The organism is Streptomyces sp. NPDC057694 (assembly GCF_042799415.1).
Classification (GTDB): domain Bacteria; phylum Actinomycetota; class Actinomycetes; order Streptomycetales; family Streptomycetaceae; genus Streptomyces.
Genome location: NZ_JBHVIX010000003.1, coordinates 64112 through 78406 on the forward strand (window position 1 = coordinate 64112; position 14295 = coordinate 78406).

Here is a 14295-nt window from a genome sequence, read left to right on the forward strand (position 1 = left end):
GTGAGCAGCATGCAGTTCGGGATCTTCACCGTCGGTGACGTCACGGTCGACCCGACGACCGGGCGTGCCCCCACCGAGCACGAGCGGATCAAGGCGATGCTGGCCATCGCGCTCAAGGCGGAGGAGGTCGGCCTCGACGTCTTCGCGACCGGCGAGCACCACAACCCGCCGTTCGTCCCGTCGTCCCCGACGACGATGCTCGGCTACATCGCGGCCCGCACCGAGAAGCTGGTGCTGTCCACCTCCACCACCCTGATCACCACGAACGACCCGGTGAAGATCGCCGAGGACTTCGCGATGCTCCAGCACGTCGCGGACGGGCGGGTCGACGTGATGATGGGGCGCGGAAACACCGGCCCGGTCTATCCCTGGTTCGGCAAGGACATCCGCGACGGCATCGACCTCGCCATCGAGAACTACGCCCTGCTGCGCCGCCTGTGGGACGAGGACGTCGTGACCTGGAAGGGCAAGTTCCGTACGCCGCTCCAGTCGTTCACGTCCACGCCCCGCCCGCTCGACGGCGTCGCGCCGTTCGTCTGGCACGGCTCCATCCGCTCCCCGGAGATCGCCGAGCAGGCCGCGTACTACGGCGACGGCTTCTTCCACAACAACATCTTCTGGCCCGCCAGCCACACCCAGCAGATGGTGAACCTGTACCGCCAGCGTTACGCCCACTACGGGCACGGCACCCCGGAGCAGGCCATCGTCGGCCTCGGCGGCCAGGTGTTCATGCGGAAGAACTCGCAGGACGCGGTGCGCGAGTTCCGCCCGTACTTCGACAACGCGCCGGTCTACGGCCACGGCCCGTCCCTGGAGGACTTCACGCGGGAGACGCCGCTGACCGTCGGCTCGCCGCAGGAGGTCATCGACCGGACCCTGTCGTTCCGCGACACCGTCGGCGACTACCAGCGCCAGCTGTTCCTGATGGACCACGCGGGCCTGCCGCTGAAGACGGTCCTGGAGCAGCTCGACCTGCTCGGCGAGGAGGTCGTACCGGTGCTGCGCAAGGAGTTCGCGAACCTGCGCCCGGCGAACGTGCCGGACGCGCCCACCCACGCCGCGCGCGTCGCGGCGCAGGCCGCCGCCGAGAACGCCGGGACGGCCGAGAACAAGGAGGCCAAGAGCGCATGAAGCTCGTCGTCGTGTCCGCGGGACTGAGTTCCCCCTCGTCCACCCGGCTGCTCGCCGACCGGCTCACGGCGGCGACTCTGACTCAGGTGGACGCGGAGGTGGAGGTCGTCGAGCTGCGCGACCTCGCCACCGAGATCGCCCAGCACTTCGTGACCGGCTTCCCGCCGGCCCGGCTCGCCGCCGCGCTCGACGCGGTGGCGGCCGCGGACGGCCTGATCGCCGTGACGCCGGTGTTCGCGGCGTCGTACAGCGGGCTGTTCAAGTCGTTCTTCGACGTGATCGACAAGGACGCGCTGACCGGCAAGCCCGTGCTGGTCGCCGCGACCGGCGGCACCGCCCGGCACTCCCTGGTGACCGAGCACGCGCTGCGTCCGCTCTTCACGTACCTGCGCGCCCTCGTCCTGCCGACCGCCGTGTACGCGGCGTCGGAGGACTGGGGCGAGGAGGGCCTCGCCGCCCGGATCACCCGGGCGGGCGGGGAGCTGGCGCGCTTCATGGCGCCGTCGGTGTCCGACGTGGGGCCCGACGCGGGGCCCGACGTGGACACGGCCGCCGCGATCGCGCCGCGCTCGCTGCACGGCGCGATCACCTCGGTCGACCCGGCCGACGGTTTTCGGGTGGTCCCCTTCGAGCAGCGGCTGGCGGCGCTACGGCCGGCCGACTAGCCGGAGCGCTTTCGGCTCCGGTGCCTTCCAGGCGGTCCAGCCGTGGGTGCCGGGCAGGACGTACGGGGTCCAGTCGCGGGCGTAGTGCGGCGGGTGCGCGCCGCGGGGTGTGAGTACCGCGGTGGGCACCTCGGCCGCCCGGCGCAGCAGTCCGGCGCGGGTCGTGGAGGTGTTGTTGCCCTCGACCTGCGCCGACGCGCAGCCCGCCGCGTAGCCGATGGGCAGTGCGCGCGGGCCCGTGACCAGGCAGGGCGGGGTGAGGCCCAGGGTGCGCAGGCCGTGCGCGGCGGCGACGTACTGGGCGTCGGTCGCCGCGGTGGAGGCGACCACCCGGTGCAGCACGATGAACTGGGACACGAGCTGGAGCGCCACGAGGACGACCGCGGCGACGGCCAGCGGCCTGCGCCGTTTCAGGCGCCGCAGCAGCACGGCGACGGGCAGTGCGAGCAGCGCGTACGACGGGAGCAGGAAGCGCGGCGCCGAGTAGCCGATGAGCAGCAGGTACGAGGCGCTCAGGGCCGCCGCGCAGAGCACCGGCAGGGCGGTCGGCGCGAGGCGCTTGTCGCGGCGGGCCACCAGGACCGCCGCCACCGCGAGCAGCGGCAGCGCGAGCCACCACAGGGCGAGTCCGGGCTGGTCGGGGGCGCCCGCCGTGCAGGGGCGGCACAGCAGCGGGCCGTTCACCGCGCGCCAGGCCGTGCCGAGGTTCAGGTGGAGACCCATGTCGCCCTCGGTGGCGCTGGACACGTGCAGCCGTTCGAGGATCCCGCCCCAGCGCAGGTACGCCTCGACGACCCACTGGGCGAGCCCGGCCGCGAGGCCCGCGGCCAGCCACGGGAGGGCGCGCCGGTATCCCCGTACGAGGAGCGCGTACCCGGCGAGCGGCAGCACCAGCCACACCGCGTCCGGCGCGCGGAACAGGGCCACCGCCGCGACGCACAGGGCCGCCTTCGCCCAGGCCCACGGCTCGCCCCGCCCGCCGCGCAGGAACCAGCCGACCGCGCCGACGGCGCCGAACGCCACCCACAGGTTGGGCATGGCCATCGCCCCGGACAGCACGCTGATCCACAGGCTCCCGAAGAGCAGGGCGGCGAACGCGGTGGTGCGGGCGCCGACCAGCGGGCGCCAGACGCGGAACGCCGCGTACAGGGCGGCGGCGGACAGCACGGCGAGGACCGCGCGCAGGGCGAGCGGTCCCGCGTCGGCGGCGACGAAAGGCGCGGTCAGCAGGCTCGTTCCGCGTGAACGGGGCGCGCTGAAGAACACGGCCGGATTGCGCGGGTCGTACTGGGAGACGTAGACGGACTCGTCCCAACCGAGGCCGTGGCCCAGCCGGGTGACGACAAGGGTGAGTTGAGCGACTGCGTACAACGCGGCAACGGCGGCGAGCCAGACGTCGGGGCCCGCGGCGGCGAGAGCGAGGGCCCCGGCGGGCGCCGCGGCCCAGGGCGCCGGGGTCCGGAGTGCGGGACGGGGAGCGGACCGCCACCGACTTTGTCGGCCTGCTCCCCGTCCCGCGAGGGCCCGTCGCCACCGGGGACCGGGGGCCGAAGGCCCCGGTGGGGCGGGCGGTTCGGTGGGCGGTGCGGTGCGGCGTTCCGTCGGGGGCGTGGACATCGTCGCCCTACGGTGTCCGGGGCTGTGCGGCAGTGCCTCTTGCCCGGTTGCCTCGGCCTTCATGGCGTGTCCCCTCTTGTCCGGCCTGTGGGCGGGGTCGTGTCCCGCGCACCGAACGGGCTTTTCTGCGCGCCCAGTTGACGGCCCGGCCGCGCAGCCGTTGCCCTGCACGACGCCGTCGCGTCTCCGTGAGTTGGGTGAAAAGCAAGCCATAACGGGCGACGATCGGCTCGGGGTCGTAGCGGTGCGCGGACGTCAGCGCGGCCGTGCCCATCGCCTTGCGGAGGGTGTCGTCCTCGATCAGCTCGACCATCGCCTCGGCCAGCGCCCGCGCGTCACCGACCGGGACCAGACGCCCGTCGTGCCCGTCCGTGACGATCTCGCCGGGGCCGAGCGGCGCGTCGGTGCTGACCACCGGGACGCCGCAGCGCATCGCCTCCACCAGCGTCATCCCGAACGACTCCGCGTCGGAGGCGCTCACCACGAGCGACGCCTTGGCGAACTCCGGCTCGATCGGCGACACGGTGCCCATCAGGCGGGCCCGGCCGGTCAGCCCGAGCCCGGCCACCAGATCCCGCAGCCGCTGCTCCTGCCCGCCGCCGCCGTAGATCCGCAGCTCCCAGCCGGGCTCCTTCGCCGCCACCGCGGTGAACGCCTCCAGGAGCAGGTCGTAGCGCTTGCCCGGGGCGAGCCGCCCGGCCGCCGCGATGATCTTCGACGAGCCGTCGGAGGGCGGGACGCAGGCGGGCGGCACGATGTTCGGCACGGCCAGCACCCGCACCCCCGGCAGCGGCATCCGCGACCGGTAGACCGCCGCGTCCTCCTCGGTCATCGTCACCAGCGCGTCGAGCCGCCGGTAGTACCTGTTGAGCACCGCCCGCAGCTTCTTGTCGTGCGCGTCGTGCCGCAGGTGTTCCTGCGCGATCCGCAGCGCCCGCTTCGGGCCCCACTTCGCGAGATAGACGTTGATGCCGGGGCGGGTGCCGATGACGACATCGGCGTCGCACCGCTCCTCCAGGTACGCGCGCACCCGCTGGTCGTGCAGGAGCGTGTACTGCTTGTGGCGCTTCTCGGCGGCAGGGAAGTCCCGGGCCGGCTCGTGGTACGCGGGCAGGGCGCTGTCGGCGCCGCCGGCCCGGCCGTCCACGAGCGGGACGAGCCCGATCCGCGGGTCGACCGGAAAGCGCGGCGTCTCCCGGTGCCGGGACATCGACACGATCTCCACCTCGTGGCCGCCGTGCTCGATGAGCGCGGCGGCGAGGTTGAGCGTCGTGCGCACCGTGCCGCCTATGGCGTACACGTTGTGCAGCAGGAACACGATCTTCATGCGTATTGCCTTCCCCGGCTTGCCCCCAATGTCCGAAAGGGAGACTGCGCGGATCAGGTAAGCCGCCCTTCCTGTGGGGGTGAGAGGCAAGTAAGAAGCCCTTTGGCGGACGGCTGATCAGGGGATGCGCACCTGACGTGGGGGCACACTGGCTGGGTGTCGCACACCGCTTCGCTCACCCCGGCCCCCGCTCCGACCGTGCTGCTCGCCGAGGACGACCGGCCGATCCGCAACGCCCTGGAACGCGCCCTGGCGCTGGAGGGCTATGTGGTCACGGCTGTCGCCGACGGCGTCGAGGCGATCGCCGCGGCCCACCGCTCCCGGCCCGACATCCTCGTACTGGACGTGATGATGCCGGGCATCGACGGCCTCCAGGTCTGCCGGGTGCTGCGCGCCGAGGGCGACCGCACCCCGATCCTGATGCTGACCGCTCTGGTGGAGACCCCGGACCGGATCGCGGGGCTCGACGCGGGCGCCGACGACTACGTGGTGAAACCGTTCGACGTGGAGGAGGTCTTCGCCCGGCTGCGCGCCCTGCTGCGCCGCGCCGTCCCGGTCCCCGAGGAACCCTGCGACGACGGCCAGCAGGTGACCGCCGCCGATCTGCGCATCGACCCGGCCGCCCGCCGCGCCTGGCGCGGCCCCCGCGAGCTGGAACTCACCAGGACCGAGTTCGACCTCCTGGAGCTGCTGGCCCGCAACAGCGGCATCGTCCTCGACCACGCCACGATCTACGACCGCATCTGGGGCTACGACTTCGGGCCCGGCTCGAAGAACCTCGCGGTCTACGTCGGCTACCTGAGGCGCAAGGTGGACGAGCCGGCGGGCGTCCCGCTCATCCATACGGTCAGAGGAGTGGGCTACGTGTTGAGGGAGGGGTGAGCGTGAGCCCCGCCTCCCGGAGCCTGCGCACCAAACTGGCGCTGTCCTTCGCGGCGGTGGCCGCGGGGGTGACGGCGCTCGTCGGCTTTCTCTCCTACGACTCGGCGGCCCGCCTGGTCCGCGTCGACCAGGAGGCCGTCTTCGACGAGGTCGTCCACGATCTGCGCCAGCAGGTCCGCCAGGAGACCCTCACCCCCGAGGACTTCAGCTCCGGCGACCCGGACCACGACGGCCCGCGCGACGATCTGACGCGCCCGGTCGGCACCGACATCCAGGTCCTCGGCCCGGGCGGCACCGTCGCCGACCGGGGCAACCCGCCGCTGCCGGTCGAGGCCGACGACCGGCGCGTCGCCGACGCGCGGGCGGCGGGCACCCTCTCCGAGGACAACGCGGTGGTGATCGACGGCGACGAGTACCGGCTCGCGACCGTGTCGCTCGGCAAGGGGCGCGGCGCGGTGCAGGTCGCGCAGGAGTTCAGCGACACCGAGGACCTGCTGAACAAGTTGCAGCGGCGCACCCTGCTGTACGCCGCCTCGGTCGTCGTCGCGGCGGGTCTGTTCGGCTGGTGGCTGGCCCGCCGCGTCACGTCCCGGCTGATCCGCCTCGCGCAGACCGCCGAGGACGTGGCGTCGACCGGCCGGCTCGACGTCGCGGTGCCGGTCACCGGCGGCGACGAGGTGGGCAGCCTGGGCCGCTCCTTCGACCGGATGCTGGGCCGGCTCGCCCGGTCCGTGGAGGATCAGCGCCGCCTGGTGCAGGACGCGGGCCACGAACTGCGCACCCCGCTGACCTCGCTGCGGACGAACATCTCGCTGCTGCACCGCATCGGCGAACTGCCGCCCGCCGCCCGCCGGGAACTCGTCGCCGACCTGGCCCAGGAGTCCCGCGAACTCACCGACCTGGTGAACGAGCTGGTGGAGCTGGCGGCCGGCAAGGAGGACGACGAACCGGCCGTCGCGGTGGCCCTCGCGGAGACCGCGGAGGACGTCGCGACGCTGGCCCGGCGCCGCACCGGCCGCATGATCACCGTCCGCGTGGACGGCCCGGCGGACGCCGACACCACGATCACCGGCCGCCCGGCGCAGTTGCAGCGCGCCCTGTCCAACCTGGTGGAGAACGCCGCCAAGTTCGACACCGGGGGCACCGCCCCCATCGACATCGTGGTCACCCGTCTCACGGGCGTCGGCAGCGGGGTGCGCGTGGAGGTCCTCGACCGCGGCCCCGGCATCGCCGACACCGACGTGGACCGCGTCTTCGACCGCTTCTACCGCGCCCCGGCCGCCCGCAGCCTGCCCGGCTCGGGCCTCGGCCTGTCGATCGTGCGGGAGGTCGCGGCGGCCCACGGCGGGGTGCCGTTCGCCGCGCGGCGGGACGGCGGGGGAGCGGTGATCGGCTTCGTGGTGAAGGGGGTCGGGGCCGGGCGCCGGGACGCTTGACGCCGTCCGGCAATCCACTGGCCGCACCGGCGTCCCGCCCGCCACCATGCGGGCATGCGCTTCTCCGTGAACATCCCCAACTTCGGTGACTTCGCCGACGCCCGCACCGTCGCGAAGACCGCCGTGGCGGCCGAACAAGCGGGCTGGGACGGCCTGTTGATCTGGGACCACGTCGTCCACGACAAGCAGGTCCAGCGCGGCAAGCCCTTCGGCGACCCGTGGATGCTGCTCACCGCCGCCGCCCTCGCCACCTCCCGGATCCGGCTCGGCACCCTGGTCACGGCCGTGCCCCGGTACCGCCCCGAGCAGCTCGCCCGCCAGGTCGCCACCCTGGACGCGCTCAGCGGCGGGCGCGTCGTCTTCGGGGCCGGGCTCGGCGGGCCCGCCGACGACGAGTACGGGAGCTTCGGCGACACCGTCGACCGCGCCGTGCACGCCGAACGCCTCGACGAGGGGCTTGAGTTGCTGACCCGCTACTGGTCCGGTGACAGCGTCGACCACACGGGCGCCCACTACCGCGTCCACGACACCCAGCTGCTGCCGGCCACCGTCCAGCGGCCCCGGCCGCCCGTCTGGATCGGCGGCTTCTGGCCCAACCGCCGCCCGATGCGCCGCGCGGCCCGCTGGGACGGTGCCGCCCCGCTCTTCGCCGACGCCCTGCACGGGGTGCCGCCGCGCCCCGATCAGCTGGCGGACGTGGTCGCGTACGTGAAGGAGCACCGGGACGCGCCGGGGACGGACTTCGAGATCGTCGTCGGCGGTCTCACGCCCGGCGACAGGAGCGCCGCCCTCGACATCATCGGGCCGCTCGCCGACGCGGGCGCCACCTGGTGGGACGAACGGCAGCTTCAGGAAGGCGGGTTCATCGACTCGTACGACGCGGTGCTGCGCCGCATCGAAGCGGGGCCGCCGCGGCTGTGACCCTCGGGGGATCTCAGGTCAGGGTCAGCCAGCGCCGCCCGTCGAGCAGTTCGCGGGCGGCGTCGAGGTGTCCCGCGTGGCACGCCGTCTCCGTGATCACGTGCAGCAGCAGTTCGCGCAGGTCGTGCAGCCGGTAGTCGGGGCCGAACAGATCGGCGGGCCACCAGGCCGGTGGTGCGTCCGGGACCGCGGCGCCGATGACGGCGTCCGCGTCCCGGGCCGCCGTGCGGTAGGCGTCGAGCACCTCGGCGGCCGTCGCGTCCGCAGGCACCTGCCAGGAGTCGCCGAGGCCCTCGAAGGAGGCGATGACGTCCTCGTCGCCGAGGAAGACGGCCAGGAACCAGAACCGCTCGACGTCGAGCGTCAGATGCCGGACGAGCCCCAGACAGTCCCAGCCGGACGGCAGTACGGGACGGCGCAGCGCGTCGTCGTCGAGACCTTCGAGGATGCCCAGGACATGGTCGCGCTGGTCGGTCAGCGCGGACAGCAGAGCCTTGATCTCGGGATTCGCCACCTCGGCGGGGGTGGTCACGGCCACACCAGGCAGTACGCCTGGTGCCCGGCATCGTGCAGACGGTGGCTGAAGTCCTGCCATTCGTGCAGAAGTTGGTACACATTGAACGCGTCGCGCGGGCCGCCCCGGTCGGGGACCGTGGACCAGATGAACGCCGCCGCGCCGACGGCCTCCTCGCCCACCCCGCGCAGCGGGTCGACGACCGTCATCGGCAGTTTCACCACCGCGTAGTCGGGGTGGAGCACGACCAGCTCCAGCGGCGGAACCTTGTGCAGGGGTATGCCCTCGATGCCGGTGAGGACCATCGCGGCCATCGTCTCCGGCTTGATCTTGGTGAACATGCCGCCCATGCCGAGCTCGTCACCGCCGAGCTCCTCGGGACGCATGGAGATCGGGACACGGGCCGCCGTGGCGCCGTCGGGCGCGCCGAAGTATTTGTACGTCACCCCCACCCGGCCACCATTCCCGCTTCCGCTCCCCACCAAAGGCTCCCCGCGGTCGTCGCGCCGGTGCTTTCCCCGCCGGGCACGCCGGGGGCCCAGGTCGTCGGTCCCCTCGCCCAGTCCGCCGCCACCGCGATGCATATCTCCACCCGACTGCTGTTCTCAGGGCGCCAGGGCCCTTTTCTAGGCCGCGTGACCGCCGACGCGCAACCCGATCATCGTGTCAGTGACCTCCCCCACGGTCACCCGCCGAAACGTGCCGACGGAACAACTGCGCGAGCGCGGCCCCCACCGCCCGTACAGATGCCGTACAGAGATCTGACAGTGCGAGTCTAGGCCGCCACGGGTCCGCGCGGAGGGGACCGCGGAGACGGGCCGTACGCTGAGAGGCATGGCAGAGGCGAACAACACCCCCTATCCCTATGAGGCACCAGTTTCACAGGAGCTCTTCGACCGTGCGTCCGTCGTCACGCCGGGTGGCGTGAACTCTCCGGTGCGCGCGTTCCGAGCCGTGGGCGGTACGCCCCGTTTCATGGTGTCCGGTACCGGTCCGTATCTGACGGACGCCGACGGCCGCGAATACGTCGACCTCGTGTGCTCGTGGGGGCCGATGATCCTCGGCCATTCACACCCCGAGGTCATCGCGGCCGTGCAGGCGGCCGTCGCGCGCGGCACCTCCTTCGGCACTCCCGGTGAGGGCGAGGTCGCGCTCGCCGAGGAGATCGTCGACCGGATCGCGCCGGTCGAGCAGGTGCGGCTCGTGTCGTCCGGCACCGAGGCGACCATGTCGGCTATCCGGCTGGCCCGCGGCTTCACCGGCCGCGCCAAGGTGATCAAGTTCGCCGGCTGCTACCACGGGCACGTCGACGCGCTGCTCGCCGCCGCCGGCTCGGGCGTCGCCACCTTCGGCCTGCCCGACACCCCGGGCGTCACGGGCGCCCAGGCCGGCGACACGATCGTGCTGCCGTACAACGACATCGAGGCCGTGCGGGCCGCTTTCGCCGCGCACCCCGGCGAGATCGCCTGCGTCATCACCGAGGCCTCGCCCGGCAACATGGGCGTCGTGCCGCCGCGCGAAGGCTTCAACGCCGGGCTCAAGGCGGCGTGCCAGGAGAACGGCGCGCTGTACATCTCCGACGAGGTCATGACCGGCTTCCGCACCTCGAAGGCCGGCTGGTTCGGCGTCGACGGCGTCGTGCCCGACCTGATGACGTTCGGCAAGGTCATGGGCGGCGGCTTCCCGGCCGCGGCGTTCGGCGGCCGCGCCGACGTCATGGCCCACCTCGCCCCGGCCGGACCCGTCTACCAGGCGGGCACCCTGTCCGGTAACCCGATCGCGACCGCCGCCGGTCTCGCCCAGCTCCGGCTGCTCGGCGACGCCGAGTACGCAGCTGTCGACGCGGTCAGCGAGCAGCTGCGCGCACTGGTCACCGAGGCGCTCACCAAGGAGGGCGTCGCGCACCGCGTGCAGAACGCCTCCAACATGTTCTCCGTGTTCTTCACGGACGGCGAGGTGCGCGACTACGACGACGCGAAGGGCCAGGAGTCCTTCCGCTTCACCCCGTTCTTCCACTCGATGCTGGAGCAGGGCGTGTATCTGCCGCCGTCCGCGTTCGAGTCCTGGTTCGTCTCGACCGCCCACGACGAGCGGGCGGTCGAGCGCATCGCCGCCGCGCTCCCGGCTGCCGCCCGCGCGGCTGCGGAGGCCACGGCATGAGCACCGCCCCGAACTCCTCCCCGAAGTCCGAGGACGACATCACCGTCGTCCACCTGATGCGCCACGGCGAGGTGCACAACCCGGAGGGGATCCTGTACGGGCGGCTGCCCGACTACCACCTCTCCGAGCTGGGCCGGCAGATGGCCGAGCGGGTCGCCGAGCACCTCGCCCCGCGCGACATCACGCACGTCGTCGCCTCCCCGCTGGAGCGGGCGCAGGAGACGGCGACGCCGATCGCCAAGGCGCACGGGCTCGGCCTCGACAGTGACGACCGTCTCATCGAGGCGGGCAATGTGTTCCAGGGCAAGACCTTCGGCGTCGGCGACGGCGCCCTGAAGAACCCGGACAACTGGAAGCACCTCGTCAACCCGTTCAAGCCGTCCTGGGGCGAGCCCTACGTCGAGCAGGTCGTCCGCATGATGGGCGCGCTCGACGCGGCCAAGGACGCGGCGCGGGGCCACGAGGCGGTGTGCGTCAGCCACCAGCTGCCCATCTGGATCGTGCGCTCCTTCGTCGAGAAGCGGCGGCTGTGGCACGACCCGCGCAAGCGGCAGTGCACCCTCGCCTCCCTGACGACCTTCACCTACCGCGGCGACAAGATCGTCTCCGTGGGCTACACCGAGCCGGCCGTCGACCTGGTTCCCGCGCACCTGCGGGCCGGGGCCAAGGCGGTGAAGGGCAAGGACAAGGCGTTCGGCGCCTGACCCGTCGATCGCGTGAGAAGGGCCGCCGGTGCGCCGGCGGCCTTTCTTCGTTCACACCCGGCGTCCGCTGTGTGGCTCGTCAAATCACCCCAAAAGCGTTCTATTTCGAGGAACCCGCGTGTTCGTCGTGCCCTCTAAGGGGGTGCCGCCCTGTGAATGGGTGGCGCAGCGTGACGAATAGGGGACGAGATGCGCGAGGTCAGCCGTAGGGGAGTCATCGGCATGGGGGCGGGTGCGGCGGCAGCGGCCGCGCTGGCCGGATGTGGCTCGGGCGGCTCCCCGTCCACCGTCTCGGGCGAGACGGGCAGGCCGGGCCACCCCGGTGCGCCCAAGCAGCCGGTCGTGAAGCCCATCGGCGACGGCTCGACCGCGTACACCGGCAAGCAGCCCAAACAGCCGCGCGCGCCCGAGAGGCTCGAACCGGGTCAGAAGCCGCCGCAGTTCGTGATCTTCTCCTGGGACGGCGCGGGCGAGGTGGGCAACGGCCTGTTCCCGCGCTTCCTCAAGCTCGCCGAGGACCACGGCGCGCACATGACCTTCTTCCTCTCCGGCCTCTATCTGCTGCCGGAGGACAAGAAGCGCCTGTACCGCCCGCCGAACAACCCGGTCGGCGCCTCCGACATCGGCTATCTCACCGACGAGCACGTGAAGGCGACGCTGAAGTACACCCGGCAGGCGTGGCTCGAAGGGCACGAGATCGGCACGCACTTCAACGGCCACTTCTGCGCGGGCGGCGGCACCGTCGCCAACTGGACGCCCGCGCAGTGGCGCAGCGAGATCGACCAGGCAAAATCGTTCGTGCAGCGGTGGCGGACGAACTCGGGGTGGCACGACCTGCCCGCCCTGCCGTTCGACTACGACAAGGAGCTGGTCGGCGGCCGCACCCCGTGCCTGCTCGGCCAGAACAATCTGCTGCCCACCGCCCGCGACCTCGGCTGGCGCTACGACGCCTCCTCGCCCGGCGGCCGGCAGCGCTGGCCGGACAAGCGGATGGGGGTCTGGGACCTGCCGTTGCAGGCCGTCCCCTTCCCCGGGCGCAGCTTCGAGGTGCTGTCGATGGACTACAACATGCTGGCGAACCAGTCGCACAACAGCACCCGCGCCCCCGCCTACAACTACCCGGCCTGGCGCAAGCAGTCCGCCGCCGCGTACATCGCCGGGTTCGACCGGGCGTACCGGACGAACCGGGCGCCGTTCTTCATCGGCAACCACTTCGAGGAGTGGAACGGCGGCATCTACATGGACGCCGTCGAGGAGGCGTTCAAGCACATCGCGGCCACCGCCGAGAAGCACAGTGACGTACGCCTCGTCTCCTTCCGGCAGTTCGTCGACTGGCTGGACGCGCAGGACCCCGAGGTGCTGGACAAACTGCGCACGCTGGACGTCGGGCAGCAGCCGTCGCAGGGCTGGCGCGGCTTCCTCGCGGCGCCGGGCCCGAGCCACGGCAAGGGCGGTACAAACCGCCCCTGAAGTGGCCCTTTCCGGCCACGAGGGGGGTGCCAAAGATCCCTTGAACGGACATGCGAAACTTTTCACATGAGTGCCGCCTGCCGCGCCCCCCGCACCGCCGCGATCACGCGCCGCGCCGCCAAGCTGACCGTCGCGGCCGCCGCCGCGGCCCTGGTCCTGACCGCCTGCGGCAATGGCGGCACGAGCGGGGGCGGGAACAACACCAACTTCGTGACGGGCACCGGCGGGATCGCCACCGTCGAGAAGGGGGAGCGGTCCCCCGCCCCCGACCTCACCGGCAAGGACCTCACCGGCGACAAGCTGACCCTGTCCGCCTACAAGGGCAAGGTCGTCGTCATCAACGTCTGGGGCTCGTGGTGCCCGCCCTGCCGCGCCGAGGCCAAGTACTTCTCCAAGGTCGCCGGGGAGACCGAGGGCAAGGACGTCCAGTTCCTCGGCATCAACACCCGTGACCCCGACAGCGGCCCCGCCAAGTCCTTCGAGAAGGACTACGGCATCACGTACCCGAGCTACTACGACCCCTCGGGCAAGCTGCTGCTCCAGTTCAAGAAGGGCACCCTCAACCCGCAGTCCATCCCGTCCACGCTGGTCATCGACCGTGAAGGCAACATCGCGGCGCGCTCCCTGCGGGCGCTCAACGAGAAGAACCTCCGCAAGATGATCGACCCCGTGATCGCGGAGAAGTGACGAGGTGTCCCTCACACTCGCCGCTCTCGCCGCCGACGACGGCATGAACCACACGGTGTACAGCGGCGCCCTCCTGCTGGCCCTGCCCGTCGCCGTACTCGGTGGATTGGTCTCCTTCTTCTCGCCCTGCGTCCTGCCCCTGGTCCCCGGCTATCTCAGCTACGTCACCGGGGTGAGCGGCACCGATCTGGCCGAGGCCCGGCGCGGGCGGATGGCCACCGGCGCGGGCCTGTTCGTCCTCGGTTTCACCGCGGTCTTCGTCTCCGGCGGCGCGCTGTTCGGCTACTTCGGCTCGACGCTCCAGGAGTACACGGACGTCCTCTCTAAGGTCCTGGGCGTCATCATGATCGTCCTGGGGATCTTCTTCATGGGCCTGATGCCCTGGCTGACCCAGCGCGAATTCCGCTTCCACAAGCGGCCGGTGACCGGGCTCGCGGGCGCGCCGATACTGGGCGCGCTGTTCGGCATCGGCTGGACGCCGTGCCTGGGTCCCACGCTCACGTCCGTGAACGTGCTGGCGCTCGACCAGGCCAGCGCGGGCCGCGGCGCCCTGCTGATGGTCGCGTACTGCGTCGGACTCGGCGTGCCCTTCGTGCTCGCCGCGATCGCCTTCCGCAAGGCGCTCGGCGCCTTCGGCTGGGTGAAGAAGCACTATGCCTGGGTGATGCGCATCGGCGGCGGCATGATGATCCTGACCGGCGTCCTGCTGCTCACCGGCGCGTGGGACAGCCTCGTACAGCAGATGCAGACCTGGTCCAACGGCTTCACGGTGGGAATCTGA

The 14295-nt window shown here is 72.0% G+C and carries 14 protein-coding genes; 10 read left to right on the forward strand and 4 right to left on the reverse strand.

The features are described from left to right. The first annotated feature begins 9 nt into the window (after positions 1-9). Both ACFVDP_RS10035 and ACFVDP_RS10040 read left to right on the forward strand, forming a co-directional pair. Entirely contained in the window at positions 10-1131 is a 1122-nt protein-coding gene (locus ACFVDP_RS10035; protein ID WP_383486246.1) for an LLM class flavin-dependent oxidoreductase, read from the forward strand. Then, a complete protein-coding gene (locus tag ACFVDP_RS10040; RefSeq protein WP_383486248.1) occupies positions 1128-1796 on the forward strand; it encodes a CE1759 family FMN reductase in 669 nt (222 codons plus the stop codon). Before ACFVDP_RS10035 ends, ACFVDP_RS10040 begins: the two co-directional genes overlap by 4 nt. Here ACFVDP_RS10040 and ACFVDP_RS10045 read toward each other — a convergent pair. Both ACFVDP_RS10045 and ACFVDP_RS10050 read right to left on the reverse strand, forming a co-directional pair. Beyond that, positions 1779-3167 (reverse strand): hypothetical protein, encoded by a 1389-nt coding sequence (locus ACFVDP_RS10045; protein ID WP_383486251.1) that lies wholly within the window; start codon positions 3165-3167, stop codon positions 1779-1781. The two genes, ACFVDP_RS10040 and ACFVDP_RS10045, sit on opposite strands and share 18 nt — an antisense overlap. 253 nt (positions 3168-3420) lie before the next feature. Further along, positions 3421-4740 carry a glycosyltransferase family 4 protein gene (locus ACFVDP_RS10050; RefSeq protein ID WP_383486253.1) on the reverse strand — a complete coding sequence of 440 codons (1320 nt, stop codon included), beginning with the start codon at positions 4738-4740 and terminating at the stop codon, positions 3421-3423. 198 nt (positions 4741-4938) lie between these two features. Between ACFVDP_RS10050 and ACFVDP_RS10055 the strand changes: the two genes are divergently transcribed. Genes ACFVDP_RS10055 through ACFVDP_RS10065 form a run of 3 tightly spaced genes read left to right on the forward strand, consistent with a single transcriptional unit; the run spans position 4939 to position 7979 of the window. Next, positions 4939-5622 carry a response regulator transcription factor gene (locus ACFVDP_RS10055; RefSeq protein WP_383487292.1) on the forward strand — a complete coding sequence of 228 codons (684 nt, stop codon included), beginning with the start codon at positions 4939-4941 and terminating at the stop codon, positions 5620-5622. Continuing rightward, entirely contained in the window at positions 5619-7058 is a 1440-nt protein-coding gene (locus ACFVDP_RS10060; protein ID WP_383486256.1) for an ATP-binding protein, read from the forward strand. Before ACFVDP_RS10055 ends, ACFVDP_RS10060 begins: the two co-directional genes overlap by 4 nt. A gap of 54 nt (positions 7059-7112) precedes the next feature. Further along, positions 7113-7979 carry an LLM class flavin-dependent oxidoreductase gene (locus ACFVDP_RS10065; protein ID WP_383486259.1) on the forward strand — a complete coding sequence of 289 codons (867 nt, stop codon included), beginning with the start codon at positions 7113-7115 and terminating at the stop codon, positions 7977-7979. 13 nt (positions 7980-7992) lie between these two features. On the opposite strand, the gene ACFVDP_RS10070 is transcribed toward ACFVDP_RS10065, so the two are convergent. Together ACFVDP_RS10070 and ACFVDP_RS10075 are read right to left on the reverse strand one after the other, a co-directional pair. Continuing rightward, positions 7993-8517, reverse strand: coding sequence for a DinB family protein (locus tag ACFVDP_RS10070; protein ID WP_383486262.1), 525 nt, complete (start codon positions 8515-8517; stop codon positions 7993-7995). Then, complete coding sequence (locus tag ACFVDP_RS10075) at positions 8508-8945, reverse strand: hypothetical protein (RefSeq protein ID WP_111665256.1); 438 nt, start codon at positions 8943-8945, stop codon at positions 8508-8510. Before ACFVDP_RS10075 ends, ACFVDP_RS10070 begins: the two co-directional genes overlap by 10 nt. Before the next feature lie 382 nt (positions 8946-9327). Here ACFVDP_RS10075 and hemL point away from each other — a divergent pair, with 382 nt between their 5' ends. The 5 genes from hemL (at position 9328) to ACFVDP_RS10100 (ending at position 14295) form a co-directional block, all read left to right on the forward strand. Next, on the forward strand, positions 9328-10653 hold the full coding sequence (gene hemL, locus ACFVDP_RS10080; protein ID WP_383486266.1) for a glutamate-1-semialdehyde 2,1-aminomutase: 1326 nt from the start codon (positions 9328-9330) through the stop codon (positions 10651-10653). After that, positions 10650-11357: a histidine phosphatase family protein gene (locus tag ACFVDP_RS10085; protein ID WP_383486269.1), complete on the forward strand. Its 708-nt coding sequence runs from the start codon at positions 10650-10652 to the stop codon at positions 11355-11357. The genes hemL and ACFVDP_RS10085 overlap by 4 nt, the downstream gene beginning before the upstream one ends. 189 nt (positions 11358-11546) lie before the next feature. Continuing rightward, positions 11547-12827 (forward strand): hypothetical protein, encoded by a 1281-nt coding sequence (locus ACFVDP_RS10090; protein WP_383486272.1) that lies wholly within the window; start codon positions 11547-11549, stop codon positions 12825-12827. Positions 12828-12893: 66 nt separating this feature from the next. Continuing rightward, positions 12894-13514, forward strand: a complete 621-nt coding sequence (locus tag ACFVDP_RS10095) for a TlpA family protein disulfide reductase (RefSeq protein WP_383486275.1) — start codon at positions 12894-12896, stop codon at positions 13512-13514. Positions 13515-13557: 43 nt separating this feature from the next. Further along, positions 13558-14295: a cytochrome c biogenesis CcdA family protein gene (locus ACFVDP_RS10100; RefSeq protein ID WP_383487295.1), complete on the forward strand. Its 738-nt coding sequence runs from the start codon at positions 13558-13560 to the stop codon at positions 14293-14295.

Coding starts and splice junctions, on each gene's coding strand:
- ACFVDP_RS10050 (WP_383486253.1), bottom strand. CDS start 4,740: ATGAAGATCGTGTTCCTGCTGCACAACGTGTACGCCATAGGCGGCACG.
- ACFVDP_RS10095 (WP_383486275.1), top strand. CDS start 12,894: ATGAGTGCCGCCTGCCGCGCCCCCCGCACCGCCGCGATCACGCGCCGC.
- ACFVDP_RS10065 (WP_383486259.1), top strand. CDS start 7,113: ATGCGCTTCTCCGTGAACATCCCCAACTTCGGTGACTTCGCCGACGCC.
- ACFVDP_RS10100 (WP_383487295.1), top strand. CDS start 13,558: ATGAACCACACGGTGTACAGCGGCGCCCTCCTGCTGGCCCTGCCCGTC.
- ACFVDP_RS10040 (WP_383486248.1), top strand. CDS start 1,128: ATGAAGCTCGTCGTCGTGTCCGCGGGACTGAGTTCCCCCTCGTCCACC.
- hemL (WP_383486266.1), top strand. CDS start 9,328: ATGGCAGAGGCGAACAACACCCCCTATCCCTATGAGGCACCAGTTTCA.
- ACFVDP_RS10035 (WP_383486246.1), top strand. CDS start 10: ATGCAGTTCGGGATCTTCACCGTCGGTGACGTCACGGTCGACCCGACG.
- ACFVDP_RS10090 (WP_383486272.1), top strand. CDS start 11,547: ATGCGCGAGGTCAGCCGTAGGGGAGTCATCGGCATGGGGGCGGGTGCG.
- ACFVDP_RS10085 (WP_383486269.1), top strand. CDS start 10,650: ATGAGCACCGCCCCGAACTCCTCCCCGAAGTCCGAGGACGACATCACC.